Annotated in this window: 12 protein-coding genes; 6 read left to right on the forward strand and 6 right to left on the reverse strand. The window is 61.2% G+C overall.

The features are described from left to right. Positions 1–92 precede the first annotated feature (92 nt). The 4 genes from ilvA (at position 93) to CO666_RS20415 (ending at position 5,303) form a co-directional block, all read left to right on the forward strand. Complete coding sequence (gene ilvA / locus CO666_RS20395; RefSeq protein ID WP_097614020.1) at positions 93–1,343, forward strand: threonine ammonia-lyase; 1,251 nt, start codon at positions 93–95, stop codon at positions 1,341–1,343. A gap of 37 nt (positions 1,344–1,380) precedes the next feature. Then, the gene (locus CO666_RS20400; protein ID WP_097614021.1) at positions 1,381–1,707 is read left to right on the forward strand and encodes an HlyU family transcriptional regulator; all 327 of its coding nucleotides are present in this window, start codon (positions 1,381–1,383) and stop codon (positions 1,705–1,707) included. A gap of 252 nt (positions 1,708–1,959) precedes the next feature. Further along, complete coding sequence (locus tag CO666_RS20405) at positions 1,960–3,231, forward strand: GGDEF domain-containing protein (protein ID WP_097614022.1); 1,272 nt, start codon at positions 1,960–1,962, stop codon at positions 3,229–3,231. 860 nt (positions 3,232–4,091) lie between these two features. Continuing rightward, a complete protein-coding gene (locus CO666_RS20415; RefSeq protein ID WP_097614024.1) occupies positions 4,092–5,303 on the forward strand; it encodes an MFS transporter in 1,212 nt (403 codons plus the stop codon). A 69-nt stretch (positions 5,304–5,372) separates the two neighbouring features. Here the strand turns inward: CO666_RS20415 and CO666_RS20420 are convergent, their stop codons facing one another. Continuing rightward, positions 5,373–6,149 carry an SDR family oxidoreductase gene (locus CO666_RS20420; RefSeq protein ID WP_097614025.1) on the reverse strand — a complete coding sequence of 259 codons (777 nt, stop codon included), beginning with the start codon at positions 6,147–6,149 and terminating at the stop codon, positions 5,373–5,375. Between the two features lie 106 nt (positions 6,150–6,255). Between CO666_RS20420 and CO666_RS20425 the strand changes: the two genes are divergently transcribed. Continuing rightward, entirely contained in the window at positions 6,256–6,831 is a 576-nt protein-coding gene (locus CO666_RS20425; RefSeq protein WP_097614026.1) for a TetR/AcrR family transcriptional regulator, read from the forward strand. A gap of 48 nt (positions 6,832–6,879) precedes the next feature. On the opposite strand, the gene CO666_RS20430 is transcribed toward CO666_RS20425, so the two are convergent. Then, positions 6,880–7,494 carry an FMN-dependent NADH-azoreductase gene (locus tag CO666_RS20430; RefSeq protein ID WP_097614027.1) on the reverse strand — a complete coding sequence of 205 codons (615 nt, stop codon included), beginning with the start codon at positions 7,492–7,494 and terminating at the stop codon, positions 6,880–6,882. A gap of 139 nt (positions 7,495–7,633) precedes the next feature. Between CO666_RS20430 and CO666_RS20435 the strand changes: the two genes are divergently transcribed. Continuing rightward, positions 7,634–8,602 (forward strand): LysR family transcriptional regulator, encoded by a 969-nt coding sequence (locus tag CO666_RS20435; protein ID WP_097614028.1) that lies wholly within the window; start codon positions 7,634–7,636, stop codon positions 8,600–8,602. Between the two features lie 42 nt (positions 8,603–8,644). Here CO666_RS20435 and CO666_RS20440 read toward each other — a convergent pair whose 3' ends face one another. The 4 genes from CO666_RS20440 to CO666_RS20460 all read right to left on the reverse strand — a co-directional run bounded on the left by CO666_RS20440 (position 8,645) and on the right by CO666_RS20460 (position 13,024). Continuing rightward, complete coding sequence (locus CO666_RS20440; protein ID WP_097614029.1) at positions 8,645–10,633, reverse strand: bifunctional 2',3'-cyclic-nucleotide 2'-phosphodiesterase/3'-nucleotidase; 1,989 nt, start codon at positions 10,631–10,633, stop codon at positions 8,645–8,647. Positions 10,634–11,003: 370 nt separating this feature from the next. Beyond that, on the reverse strand, positions 11,004–11,405 hold the full coding sequence (locus tag CO666_RS20450; RefSeq protein WP_097614031.1) for a PilZ domain-containing protein: 402 nt from the start codon (positions 11,403–11,405) through the stop codon (positions 11,004–11,006). A 156-nt stretch (positions 11,406–11,561) separates the two neighbouring features. Next, complete coding sequence (locus CO666_RS20455; RefSeq protein WP_210202064.1) at positions 11,562–12,293, reverse strand: SDR family NAD(P)-dependent oxidoreductase; 732 nt, start codon at positions 12,291–12,293, stop codon at positions 11,562–11,564. Continuing rightward, positions 12,293–13,024: an SDR family NAD(P)-dependent oxidoreductase gene (locus CO666_RS20460; protein ID WP_097614032.1), complete on the reverse strand. Its 732-nt coding sequence runs from the start codon at positions 13,022–13,024 to the stop codon at positions 12,293–12,295. Before CO666_RS20460 ends, CO666_RS20455 begins: the two co-directional genes overlap by 1 nt. Positions 13,025–13,061 lie beyond the last annotated feature (37 nt).

Consider the following 13,061-nt stretch of genomic DNA (forward strand, 5'->3'; position numbering starts at 1 on the left):
CGGCGGCGAACCGGAAATGGCCGAAGCGGGCTTTCTTTTGCCGGTCGGCCTGTGCGATAGCGGCGCTGTCAACATGAGAATGGATCACGCCCGTGACGAGACTTGATGTCGAAAGCGCCGAAGAGGCGATGCGCAGCCTCTTTCCGGCAACGCCGCTGCAGCTCAACGATCATCTCTCGGCCCGCTACGGCGCCGATATCTGGCTGAAGCGCGAGGATCTGTCGCCGGTGCGCTCCTATAAGATCCGCGGCGCTTTCAATTTCTTCCGCAAGGCGATCGGCCAGGGGGCCGCCGGCAAGACCTTCGTCTGCGCCTCGGCCGGCAATCACGCCCAGGGCTTTGCCTATGTCTGCCGCCATTTCGGCGTGCCGGGCGTCGTCTTCATGCCGGTGACGACGCCGCAGCAGAAGATCGACAAGACCCGCATGTTCGGCGCCGAATTCATCACCATCCGGCTGTTCGGCGACTTCTTCGATCAGTGCTACCAGGCCGCCCGCGACCATGTGGAAGCGGTCGGCGGCGTCATGGTGCCGCCCTTCGACCATGCCGACATCATCGAGGGCCAGGCGACGGTCGCCGCTGAAATCATGCAGCAGCTGCCGGAGGGAACGGTGCCCGACATGGTCGTCCTGCCGGTCGGCGGCGGCGGGCTTGCCGCCGGCATTACCGGCTATCTCGACGGCACCGTGCCGAAGTCGGCCTTCGTCTTCACCGAGCCGGCCGGGGCGCCGAGCCTCAGGCGCAGCATCGAGGCGGGCAGCGTGACGACGCTGGCCAAGGTTGACAATTTCGTCGACGGCGCGGCCGTCGCCCGTATCGGCGACCTGAATTTCGCCGCCCTTCGCGATTTTCCGGCAAGCCAGGTGCAGCTGATGCCGGAGAACGCCATCTGCGTCACCATCCAGGAAATGCTGAATGTCGAGGGCGTCGTGCTGGAGCCGGCCGGCGCCCTGTCGCTGACGGCAATTGCCGCGATGGACCGCCAGGCGATCCGCGGCAAGACCATCGTCGCCGTCGTTTCCGGCGGCAATTTCGATTTCGAGCGCCTGCCTGACGTTAAGGAAAGAGCCATGCGTTACGCAGGGCTGAAGAAATACTTCATCCTGCGGCTTGCCCAGCGTCCCGGCGCGCTCCGGGATTTCCTCAATCTGCTCGGCCCTGATGACGATATCTCCCGCTTCGAATATCTGAAGAAATCGGCGCGCAACTTCGGCTCGATCCTCATCGGCATCGAAACCAAGGCGCCCGAGAATTTCGCCCGGTTGATCGAAAATTTCGAAGCCGCCGGCATGGGTTACGAGGATATTACCGAAAACGAGATCCTCGCCAACCTGATCATTTGACTTGGCGATGACAGCACCATCGTGCTAAAGGCGGAACATGGCTTCGTTCATCTCAAATATCTTTTCGATGTTCTCCGGCGGCGGCAAACCCGCTGGGGAAGCGGCAGGTCCTTCCGGCGAGCCGCAGCTTTACGGTGATTGCACGATCTATGCGGAGCCGCGTAAGGAAGGCAGCCAATATCGCCTGGCCGGCCGTATCGAAAAGAAGGTCGGCGACGAGGTTCTGGTGCGTAATTTCATTCGCGCCGATCTGTTTTCCTCGTCCGACGATGCGCTCGAATGCACGGTGCGCAAGGCGCAGCAGATCATCGATCAGCATGGTTCGTCGCTCTTTGGTGACGGCGAGAAGCTTCGTCAGGTCTGAAATCGGCATCCGCCCGATCAGCACGTAATACCGGCCGCAATTATTCTTGTTTTTCAATCCTGTGACCCGGCTGCACCGCCGGTGACCGGGATCTCGCTCACGCAATCTTAAAGGATTGGGGTGAATGTATCGCCTGCAGGATTTGCGGGACGCCATCGTGTTTTACTTTTTCGGACGATCGACCAAAGGATTCGCTGTCGCAATCGCCGCGGCGGCAAAATACCGAGGGCGGACGTCCGTCGCTGAGCTATCGTGATGGAGACACTCAACCTCGTTCTCTTCGCCATCGAAGCCGTCGCTTATTTCGCGCTGATGGTGACGCTTCTGCATTTCCGTCATCGGCTTGGTCTTGGGGTTTTCCTGACCGCGCTCGGCGTCATGCATTTCATGGAGACCTATCTGGCGGCGGTCTTCTATGTCTCGCTGCCGTTCGGGGATGTGTCGCCGGGCTCATCCGTCTTCTTCTCCGGCAAACTGATGATGATCCTGATGCTTTACCTGCAGGAGGATGCCGCGACGGTGCGCCAGCCGATCTATGGCCTGTTCCTCGGCAACCTGCTCACCGTCGGCATCGCCTGGGTGCTGCAACTGCACCTGCCGCTGCAGATGTCGCCCGACCGCACGCCCGACGTCGATTTTCTCAAGGAGATGGGCTGGCTGATGGTCTGGGGCACGGCGCTGCTCTATGTCGATTCGCTCGGCATCATCCTGCTTTACGAAAAGCTCGGCGATTTCTTCCGCCGCCGCGTCGTTCTGCGTTTCCTGATTTCGGGATTCGTGCTGCTGACTTTCGACCAGATCGGCTTCTTCGCCGCACTGAACTATTTCCTGGATGTGCCGATCGCAGCATTCTGGGCCGGATGGAAGGCGAAAATGCTGGCCGTCTGCCTCTATGCGGCGATGTTCGCAATCTATGAATATCGTATCCGCCGGGGCGGAGCGGCCATATCGGCACGCTCGATCAGCGACGTCTTCGGCGACCTGACATTCCGGGAGCGCTACAACGATCTTCTGGAGCGCACCGGCCGCGATATGCTCACCGGCGTCTACGATCGCACGCGCATGGAACTCGAAGCGCCGCTGATGCTGAGCGAGGCCCTGAGGCAGGGACTGTTCACCACCATCCTCATTCTCGACGCCGATCACTTCAAGGATGTCAATGACGGCTACGGTCATCTCCAGGGCGACGAGGTGCTGAAGGCGATCGCCGCTCGTTTGGGCACGACATTGCGCTCGAGCGACCGCGTCTTCCGCTTCGGCGGCGAGGAATTCGTTGCCGTTTGTCCGGGCACCGGCCACGAGGAAGGTTTGCTGCTTGCCGAGCGCTTGCGCTGGACGATCGAGACCAGCGTCGGGACGCCGGATGGCAAGCCGGTCACCGTCAGCATCGGCGTCGCTACCGCCGACGAGGACGGCGCCGATTTCACCGCCGTGCTGGCGGCAGCCGACGGCAGGCTCTACGCGGCAAAGAAGAGCGGCCGCAACTGCGTTGTCGGCCGTCCCCGCGAAGCGAAATTTAGCTAACGCATGTCGGGCAAAAATGTGCAGCGGCTTTGCGGCAACGACACGCTTAAAGCAAAGAGCTAAAGCGAGAAGAGCGAATCTGAAAGATCGCGACGCGCTTTAGCGCGGCTCAATAATCTTCTTCGTCGTCTCGGCGGGTTTGAGCGGTCGGAGCCCTGAGCAGGAAACCCTCGGGCCGCTTGTCATTCCTGTGATCGCTGACACGTATTTGCACGATCATGCCAAGCGCGGCTATGACGGTAAGGACACCGGTAACGAGAGTTTGGTGCTCTAGCACAAAGGCTTCCCAGTCAATTCGTCCCAGAAGCGGGATTGCGACGCAAGCAGCGGCGAAGGCTCCCAATTTCCAGATCCAGGGTACACTCACCAACTTTTTGTCCACCCGATACCCGATTCAACTCGGCAATATTCATCCACAGATTGCATAAACTATAGCAAGATACAAGTCGTCAGGCGCGGGCAGCTCGATTCTTCACAGGATGTTCTACATCCGATGCTAAGCCTCGACAGGTTGCTGCCCTCGCAGACCAGGGGCTGGCGGCCATTGGCCGGTCACGAAGCCTCTCTGGCCGGGCAGCCTAAAAATTTTCCCTCTTTGCGCGTGTCGTTGGCCCCAGAATTCCGTGGTCGACGATGGTTCGTCAGGTCGCGCGCGTTCCTGACGTGACGGAGCGGCTTGCAGGACCATCGGTCGGGGCAGAGCGAGGCGGGCGTTGACGATGTTGCATAAAAAACAACATATCTGAACGTATGTATGTATTTTCAATGGTTTATAGGAGTAATAAAAACGGCTTGTTCGGCAAATGCAAACGTGATCTCCATTGCCTCGACGGATGAGCTTTCTCTGAGGGCGTGGAGACATGAGTGATACAGCAGTGCGAACGAAGGTCGATGGCGGCGAATTTGCCGTTTTGTGCATCGGAGGATTTCTTCTTTCGATCGCCTATGGCGTGACCTTTCTGATCCCGATGCTGGTGGGACAGCGGGGCGGCAACGAGGCGCTCGCCGGGCTGATCATCTCGGCGGCGACGGTCAGCACCGTCATTCTCGTCATCCTGTCCGGCCACATTGCCGATGCCATCGGCTCGGCGCGGGCGGTGGCGCTTTCCGGGCTGTTTCTGGCGGCATCCGGGCTGGGTTTCGCCATGGTTCCGGCAGCCGGGCTGAGCCTGATGACCGTCGGTTTCGTCCTTGGCATCGGCTGGGGCACCTTTTACGCGCTCGGGCCGATCCTGGTCGCGGCGATCACCGAACCCGCGCATCGGATCCGGTTCTTTGCGCTGCTGTCGGGATCGATGATGTCGGGCATCGGCGCCGGACCGATTATTGGCCGCATTGCCACCGGCTGGTCGATGCCGATCGAGACGGCCTTCGCCTTTGCCTTCCTGTCCAGCCTCGCCGGCGGCGCGCTTTACTTCTGGCTGCATCTCCGGCTGAGCAATGCCGGCAAGATTTTGCCTCATGTCAACAAGATCTCATTTGCCGCGGCGCTTGAGGTGATTGCTTCGCCGGCGATCTATTCCATCGCCATGGTCGGCATCGGCGGCGCGATTTTCGGCGGGCTTTCCAGCTTTCAGACAAGCTACGCCAAGGCGCACGGCTTCGATTATTCGCTATTCTTCATCGGTTTCATGTCCGCCGCCATCCTGAGCCGGCTGTTCGTGGCGGGATATGTGGTCAAGAAGGATCCATTCACTTCGCTTCTGGTGCTGACGAGCCTGACGCTGACATCCATCCTGCTGTTCCTGGTGATGACATCAAGTCAGCTGGCCTATCTCGGCGCTGCGGCGATGCTGGGGCTGGGCTACGGGCTGACCTATTCCGTCATCAATGGGCTGGCGGCGAACGAGGCGCCCAAGGGGCTGATGCCGCAATCGCTTCTCTTGTTCTCGCTGTCCTATTTCATCGGCGTCTTCGGCTTTCCGCTGATCGCCGGCCGTCTGATCGTTTCCTCCGGCATTCAGACCATGCTGTATGTCTTGCTCCTGCTTGCCGCCCTGAACTCAGCGATCGTCCTGTTTCGTATTGTTCACCGCGCGACAATCGGCAAAGCGTCCTTTGTGGAGAAATAGCAAGCTTCGGAACCGACTGAAGTCGGGAGGCGGGGACCCGGGCGTTTGAATTGCCCGGGCCCGGTTTGCTCAAGCGGCGCGGAAGATTTTGGCGCCGGACGGCGCGCTCGTCATGCCGCCGTCGACGGTGATCTCGATGCCGGTGACATTGGCGGAATCGTTCGATGCCAGGTAGAGCGCCGCCTTGGCGATTTCGTCGGCTTCGCTCATGCGGCCGAGCGGGCTCAGGCCGCCCATGCGAGCCTCGAGTGCCGACATCGCGTCTTCTGTGGGTGCCATCGGCGACCAGATCGGTGTCTTCGTGCCGCCGGGAGTGACCTGGTTAACACGGATGCCGCGCGGCGCGAGTTCAGAGGCCATATTGCGCGTCATCGCGCGCACCGCCGCCTTCGTCGCCGCATAGGCCGACCAGCCGGGAGCGCCGAGCACGGCATGCACCGAGCCGTTGAGGATCACCGAAGCACCGTCGTTGAGATGCGGCAGAGCCGATTGCACGGTGAAGAACACTGCCGTCAGATTGGTGCTGATGATCTGGTTGAACTGCTCCGGCGATGTGTCACCGAGCGGTGTCGCGCCGCCGATGCCGGCATTGGCGAAGACGATGTCGAACTTGCCGACCTTTGCGGCAGCTTCCGCAAACGCCTTCTCGGTGCCGGCGGCATCGGTGACGTCGAGCTTCAGCGCCAGCACGCCGGCCCCAAGCGCCTTTTCGGCGGCGGTAAGCGTTTCCGGGTTGCGGCCGGTGATCACCACCTTGGCGCCCTCGTCGATGAACACCCTGGCGGTCGCAAGACCGATACCGCTGTTGCCGCCGGTGATCAGGGCGACCTTGTTTCTTAGACGCATGATACATGCTCCTCTTGGAAATGACCACGATCTGGATTATGATCGTTATCTATAAGGATTATGACTGTAATCCATTTAAGTCAAGAGGCAATTCGGGGAGCTTCCGATGGGGCGTTCGCAGCTGGAAAAACAAAAGACGCATGAGAAGATCGTCGAGACCGCATCGAAGCGGCTGCGCGAGGAGGGGCTCGAAGGGATCGGCGTCGCCGACCTGATGAAGGAAGCCGGACTGACCGTCGGTGGCTTCTACAAGCACTTCGCCTCCCGCGACGATCTCGTCGCCGAGGCGGTCCAGGCCGCTTTCGATTCATGGGGACGCAGGCTGGAAGCCGAAGGGGTGAACCCGGCGGAGATGTCGGCTGCCGATGTCGCCGATCGTTATGTCAGCGCCTATCATCGCGACAATCCCGGCGAGGGCTGCCCTTTTGCCGCGCTGACCTCCGATCTGTCCCGCAGCGGCGAGAAAGCGCGGGCGATCGCCACGGACGGGCTGCGGCGCAATTTCGAAGCTCTGGCAAGCAAGGCTGCGGGAGCGGACGATGGAGAACGGCGGCGCAAGGCGATCATGGCCTTTGCGATGATGGCGGGTGGCGTCGGCCTTGCCAGGATTTCCTCCGATGAGGAACTCTCGGCCGAAATCCTGGCGAGCGTGCGGGATTTTGTTGGCGATATCGACAAATGAAAAACGGCCGGCGAAGGCCGGCCGTTCCACGCTGTATTGGCGAACCGATCAGGCGGCCAGTGCGATTTCCTGGACGCGCGACTTGGCGGCGTCGATCGCCTTTTCGGCAGCTTCCGGACCGAAGGCGAGGCCTTCGACATAGATGGTCTCGATATCGGTGATGCCGAGGAAGCCGAGAACCGACTTCAGGTACGGTACGGCATGGTTCAGCGGAGCTGCCGGTCCCTGCGAGTAGACGCCGCCGGAGGTGAGCACGACGTAGACCTTCTTGCCGGTGACGAGGCCGACCGGGCCGGTTTCCGTGTACTTGAAGGTCACGCCGGCGCGGGCGACGTTGTCGATCCAGGTCTTCAGCGACGAATAGATGCTGAAGTTGATCAGGCCGGTGCTGATGACGATCGTATCGGCGGCAAACAGTTCGGCGACGAGTTCGTCGGAGGTCTTGATGGCTGCGATTTCTTCGGCAGTACGGGCTTCAGCCGGTTTGCGGATCGCGCCGGTGAACAGGTCATCGATATGCGGCAGCGGGTTGGCGGCGAGGTCGCGGCGGACGACGACGCTGCCCGGATTCTGGCCCTTCAGCTTTTCGGCGAGATCGGCGGCGATCGGCGTCGAGAGCGATTCGGCACGCGGGCTGGACGTCAGAAGCAGGATGGACGACATGGAGCATTTCCTTTCGAAGTGAATTTGACGGCCCGTTGCAGGGAGGTGAGCCGCAGTCTCGACGAGGAAAATAAGTCTGGCCTGCTATCGAAAAAACGGTGATAATGTCGATCGAAACTATCGATGGAATGGATGGAAGATGCTCCCCAACCCGACCCTGGATCAATTGCAGGTGTTTCTGACCGTCGCCGAAACCGGCAGCTTCTCGGCCGCTTCGCGGGCATTGAACCGGGCGCAATCGGTCGTCAGCTATACGATCGCCAACCTGGAAGCGCAGCTCGAAGTGCCCCTTTTCGAGCGCTCCGGCGCGCGCCAGCCGAAGCTGACGGAGGCGGGCAAGGCGATGCTGGAGGATGCGCGCCGTATCCTGGGCGACCTGCAGGTCATGCGGGCGCGTGTCAAGAGCTTGCGGGAAGGGCTCGAAGCCGAGGTTTCGGTCGCCATCAGCGTCATGGTGCCCTCGCGGGCCATGGTGGCTGTGCTGCACGAATTCCGCGAAAGGTTTCCGTCCGTTTCGTTGAACCTCAATGTCGGCGAGCTTGGAATGGTGATGGATCTCGTCCTCAGCGGTAAGGCGTCGATCGGCATCGGCGGCGCGGTTCTCAAGCAGGACGATTCGATCATCACGGAGCGGATCGGCCATTCCTTCATGTTGCCGGTTGCCGCCCCTAACCACCCGCTTGCCCGCATCGACCGGCCGCTCACGCTGGGGGACGTGCGCGAGGAAGTGCAGCTCGTCGTCACCGACGCCTCAGGCCTAACGAAGGGGCGGGATTTCAACGTGCTGTCCTACAAGAAATGGCGTGTCAGCGATATTGCGACGAAGCACCAGCTCATCAAGGCCGGCCTTGGCTGGGGCGGTCTTCCGGCTTCCATAATGCATGACGATCTCCGCAGCGGCGCGCTCGTCCATCTCGATCTGGATGCCTACGAGCAGGGGGAATATCCGATATATTCGGTGCGCCAGCTCGCCAACCCGCCCGGACCTGCTGCCAGCTGGATGATCGATGCGTTTCGCGCGCGGCTTTCCCATTGCCCGAACCAGGCCGCTTTCCACGCAGAGATGGCGGAACTCCAGCAACCCGCGACACCGCTCGCGGCTGAATGACGAAGACGCGGGTGCCGCGCCTTCGTCTGCATTTCCCTCGGTTTAAAGAACCAGCCTGAACTTCGAGAAACCGTCGGCGCCGTCGCCGGCATCCTCGATCTTGACGCTCTTGACCGCCGCGAGGAACTGTTTTGCCTTCGGGCCGCTTTCGAAGGTCACGGTGGTGCCCGGCAGCGGCTTGAAGGTCCAGTTCGCATCGGCTGACGGATTGATCGTGCCCTGGTCGTGGACGTAGCGGACGATGACGTCGCGATTGGTATCCGGCGCCTGGAAGATCACCTTGTCAGCCGCGATTTCGGGGAAACTGCCGCCGCCGCCGGCGCGGTAATTGTTGGTGACGACGACGAATTTCTGGGCTGGATCGATCGGCTTGCCGCCGAAGGCGAGGTTCTGGATGCGGTTGGCATCCGGATTGATCGCCTTGCCGGAGGAATCATATTTCGGCGGCTGCGACAGGTCGATCTGGTAGGTCACGCCGTCGATGACGTCGAAATTGTAGGATGGGAAGTCGTTGTTGAGGAGGGCCGCATCCTTAGAGCCGGCCTCGATGTGATTGAACATGCCGGCCGACATTTCGAGCCAGTTCTTCACCTGCGCGCCGGTGATGGCGACGGCCTGCACCGTGTTCGGATAGAGGTAGAGATCGGCGACGTTCTTGATGGCGATGTCACCGGCCGGAACGTCGGTATAGTAGTCGGCGCCGCCGCGGCCGCCGGCCTTGAAGGGCGCCGCCGCCGACAGCACCGGCAAATCCCTATACGCGGTATCGGCGAGCATCTGCTTGATGTACCAGGTCTGCGCCTGGCTGACGACCTGCACGGAGGGATCGTCGGCGACGAGCGCGAAGTAGGAATAAAGCGGTGCGGAGGTCTTGCCGACGGGCGTGCGGACATAGGTGAGCGTCGCCTCGTGCTCGGCCTTTGCCGCCTCGACCACGTCCTTCTTGTCGGCGTAGTCGGCCACGACCTTCTTCTTGTCGTCACGATGGTAGATCGGCCGTGCTTCCGAAGTGAAGTCGACGATCTTCCAGCTGTTGCCGTCCTTTTCGAGCAGCAGGTCGATGAGGCCGAGATGCGAACCCCAGAAGCCGGCCATCACGGCGGGCTTGCCATGCAGCGTGCCCTTGACGGGATCGGCATTGGCGATACCGTCCCAGCTCTTCGGGCCGGGGAAGACGAGATGCTGATGACCGGTGAAGATGGCGTCGATCCCCTCGACGGCGGCGAGATGCAGCGAGGCGTTTTCCATCTTTTCGGACGGCGCGGCTCCGTCGATGCCGGAATGGGAGAGCGCAATGACGATATCGGCGCCGGCCTCCTTCATGGCGGGAACCCAGGCCTTGGCGGCCTCGACGATATCGCGCGTCTGCGCCTTGCCCTCGAGGTTCTTGATGTCCCAGAGCATGATCTGCGGCGGGACGAAGCCGATGAAGCCGATCTTGACCGGGCTCTCATTGCCGGCGCCGTCCTTGATCTGCTTTTCCACGATGACGTATGGCTTGAAGAAGAGATCGTCCTGCTTCGGATCGGAGGCCAGCTGGCCCTTGGTCAGGTTGGCGCAGACGAAGGGGAAGTTCGCGCCGGACAGGACCTTGAACATGAAGTCGAGGCCGTAGTTGAACTCGTGATTGCCGAGCGTTCCCACCGTATAGCCGAGCGTGTTCATCGCCTTGATCACGGGATGGATGTCGCCGTCCTTCATGCCGTGCTGATAGGCCATGTAGTCGCCCATCGGATTGCCCTGAAGCACGTCGCCATTGTCGATCAGCAGCGAGTTGACGGCCTCTGCGCGGATATTGTCGATGATCGTTCCGGTGCGGGAAAGACCCATCGTGTCGTTCGGCTTGTCGGCATAATAGTCATAGGGAAAGACGTTGACGTGAATATCCGTCGTTTCCATCAGCCGGAGATGCGCCTGGTTGGCGCTGGCGCGCGCGCTGAAAGGGTGTAGCAGCACCAGGGCGGAAGTGGCGGCAAGCCCGCCGAGCAGAGAACGGCGGCTCATGACGCCAACGTCGAAAATGGAAGACATGTGAACTCTCCTTCAAAAAACATCGTCCGGCCCGTCAGAATTAGGACGATTTGGCGAGGAGTACACTGCGAAAATGACAGGACGGCAAACAATCCGTGGCAAAGGCGCAATGGTTTTAAAACGCAACTTGTGGTGAAGTCTTCCGGCTGAATCTCTGGGGGAGGCGGACGAGTAAGGTCGCAAAGGGTCGAAGATTTCGGATGCATCGCGTCAGTGTGGTCGACAAGACGCAGGCGCTTTACGGCGATGTGGAGAAGCCGCCGGCGACGGTAGAAAAATCTTCAGTCTCCATCGCCTGCGGGCGGCGCCAAACGCCAACCGCAGTTGCTGGACGATTTCAGCCGCTCCTTGGCGCAGAAGCGGCGAGGCCTTACGATTTCGGCGTCGACGTCGCCAAATGAGGTGGGCGGTCGCCGCTGGTCGCGGCTCTCAGCTGACGCACCGCCAGCACCGGCCGTATTTCCTTATGGAAAAAGCGGAAATAGGAGGAGACCTGTGCCCGAGCATTCGAATTCACATCGAACTGCACGCCGATACGGCCATTGTGCTTCCAGCGGATGATGCCTTCGAGCAGCCCGATATTTTCGGCTTCGATGCGTACCTTGCTGCCGGAAGCGGCGTGGAGCGGTGTCTTCGTCTCGAGGGCAGCGCCGGTCACCGACAGGTTGAGAATGCGGACATCCACTTCGCTGTTCAGATATTTAACGCTGCCGAAGACACGGCAGTTTTGCCGATCGTCCTTTCGCGCCGTGATTTTCAGGTTGCGGGTCATACTGTCTCCCTTGGATACAGTCGGAGAGCATAGCGCCCGAAAATTGAAATGGTTTTAGTGGCTTGGCTAAAATTGCAGTGAAACGATCATATGAGCGATCCAGCATTTTCGCGCCAGCTGATAGGCAAGCCGCTGCACTCGCCACCCCACATTCATTCAGGGCAGGCTCAGCTTCGCCATGCGCCCGCCATCGATGGTCCAGACCTGGCCGGTGACAAAGCCGGCTTCCGGCGAGGCAAGCCAGGCGACCAGCGCCGCCACTTCTTCCGGCCTTCCTGTGCGCCCGACGGGATGGATGCGGCCGATCTCTCGGCGGAAGGCCTGCGGATCCGGCATGCTCTCGATGAAATCCACGTTGAGGTCGGTATCGATCCACCCTGGCGCGACCGCATTGCAGCGGATGCCCTCGGCTCCGTGATCGATCGCGATTGCCCGCGTCAGGCCATGAAGACCGGCCTTGGATGCACAATAGGCCGCATGCTTCGGGTTCGATCCCAGGCCCTCGATCGAGCCGATGTTGACGATGGCGCCCGTCGACGCCCTCAGATGCGGCAGGGCTGCCTTGATCAACATGAAGGGCGTGGTGAGATTGACGGCAATGTTCCGCTCCCAATCCGCCAGCGTCATGTCCTCGGCGAGCGCCTCCTGCATCATACCCGCATTGTTGACGAGCACATCGAGCCGCCCGGCGGCTGCGACCACGCGTTCAACCGCCTGGCCAGCCGAGGCGGGGTCGGCGAAATCGACCGGAAAACTCGCAAATTCCTGGTCTTCGCCACGCTGGGCGGTAAAGACCTGCGCACCCTCGTCCCGCAATCTGCGGGCAATCGCCTGACCGATGCCGGAACGGCCACCGGTGACCAGCGCCACCTTTCCCGCGAAGCGCATCAGCCCACCGCCTTTCCGCCGTTCACCTCGACCAGCGTGCCGCACAGGTAGCGGGCAGCGTCGGACGCGAGGAAGAGCACGACATCGGCGATATCCTCCGGCTCGGCGATGCGGCCAAGCGGTACGGTCTTGCCAAGCTCGGCGACCGCCGTATCCGGATCAAAACCGCGCTTGATGAAGCCTGTGCGCAGCATCGGCGTGTTGACCTCATTCGGGCAGACCGCGTTGATGCGGATGTTCTGGTGGGCATGGTCCATGCCCATGCATTGGGTCAGCGAGGCAATGGCCGCCTTGGTCATGCAGTAGACGGCATGATTGGGACCGGGGCGCAGGCCCCAGCAGGACGCGGTGTTGACGATCGCGCCGCCGCCTCGGGCTGCCAGAAGCGGGATCGCCGCACGGCTGATCCGAAATGGCGCGAGCATATTGACGCCCACGGAGAGGTCCCAATCGGCGTCCGTGGTTTCGGTCACCTTTCCGCGCGTGATCACGCCGGCATTATTGACGACGACGTCGAGGCCGCCGAGCGCCTCGAAGGCGGCCTGCGGCAACCCGTCGGCATAGGCCGGTGCAAGGAGATCGCCGGGCAGGCGAGCGTCGGCCTCGATACCCGAAACATCGCGGTCGGCAACCGCCACACGTGCCCCCTCGGCGCGAAGCTGGCGCACGATGGTCGCTCCGATACCGCCGGCAGCACCGGTCACAAGAACTTTCTTGTCGGAAAATCTCATTCGATCACCTCAGGATTAGAAGCTGATAATGGGTTCA

Origin of the sequence: Rhizobium chutanense, assembly GCF_002531935.1 — a bacterium.
Lineage (GTDB): Bacteria > Pseudomonadota > Alphaproteobacteria > Rhizobiales > Rhizobiaceae > Rhizobium > Rhizobium chutanense.